This is a genomic window from Cellulomonas marina, from assembly GCF_900111925.1.
Taxonomy (GTDB): Bacteria; Actinomycetota; Actinomycetes; order Actinomycetales; family Cellulomonadaceae; genus Cellulomonas; species Cellulomonas marina.
This window is the reverse complement of sequence record NZ_FOKA01000033.1, coordinates 1-1,292: the sequence shown is the minus strand read 5'-3', so window position 1 is coordinate 1,292 and position 1,292 is coordinate 1. Positions and strand designations below refer to the sequence as shown.

General features: G+C 57.5%; 1 rRNA gene. It reads right to left on the bottom strand.

The features are described 5' to 3' along the window. Positions 1–1,292: ribosomal RNA gene (locus BM048_RS17605) — 23S ribosomal RNA — on the bottom strand; the annotation flags it as partial.

The following is a 1,292-nucleotide window of genomic DNA, read 5'->3' as shown; positions in this document are numbered from 1 at the left end:
GGGGGCGTGGAAACCTCATCTTGAAGCAGGCTTCCCGCTTAGATGCTTTCAGCGGTTATCCCTTCCGAACGTAGCCAACCAGCCGTGCTCCTGGCGGAACAACTGGCACACCAGAGGTTCGTCCGTCCCGGTCCTCTCGTACTAGGGACAGCCCTTCTCAAGTTTCCTGCGCGCGCAGCGGATAGGGACCGAACTGTCTCACGACGTTCTAAACCCAGCTCGCGTACCGCTTTAATGGGCGAACAGCCCAACCCTTGGGACCTACTCCAGCCCCAGGATGCGACGAGCCGACATCGAGGTGCCAAACCATGCCGTCGATATGGACTCTTGGGCAAGATCAGCCTGTTATCCCCGGGGTACCTTTTATCCGTTGAGCGACGGCGCTTCCACAAGCCACCGCCGGATCACTAGTCCCGACTTTCGTCCCTGCTCGACCTGTCGGTCTCACAGTCAAGCTCCCTTGTGCACTTGCACTCGCCACCTGATTGCCAACCAGGCTGAGGGAACCTTTGGGCGCCTCCGTTACATTTTAGGAGGCAACCGCCCCAGTTAAACTACCCACCAGGCACTGTCCCTGGTCCGGATCACGGACCGAGGTTAGACATCCGAAGCGGTCAGAGTGGTATTTCAACGACGACTCCACGGACACTGGCGTGCCCGCTTCACAGTCTCCCACCTATCCTACACAAACCGCACCGAACACCAATACCAAGCTATAGTAAAGGTCCCGGGGTCTTTCCGTCCTGCTGCGCGTAACGAGCATCTTTACTCGTAGTGCAATTTCGCCGAGTTCGCGGTTGAGACAGCGGAGAAGTCGTTACGCCATTCGTGCAGGTCGGAACTTACCCGACAAGGAATTTCGCTACCTTAGGATGGTTATAGTTACCACCGCCGTTTACTGGGGCTTAAATTCTGAGCTTCGCAACTTGCGTTGCTGACCCGTCCTCTTAACCTTCCAGCACCGGGCAGGCGTCAGTCCGTATACATCGTCTTGCGACTTCGCACGGACCTGTGTTTTTAGTAAACAGTCGCTTCTCCCTGGTCTCTGCGGCCCTCCGTGCTGCCCCGGGCATGCCGGTTCACACATCAGGCCCCCCTTCTCCCGAAGTTACGGGGGCATTTTGCCGAGTTCCTTAACCACGATTGTCTCGATCGCCTTGGTATTCTCTACCTGACCACCTGAGTCGGTTTGGGGTACGGGCGGCTAGAACCTCGCGTCGAGGCTTTTCTTGGCAGCATAGGATCACCCTGTTCCCGCGAGTGCGGTCACCATCAGCTCTCAGGCACATGCC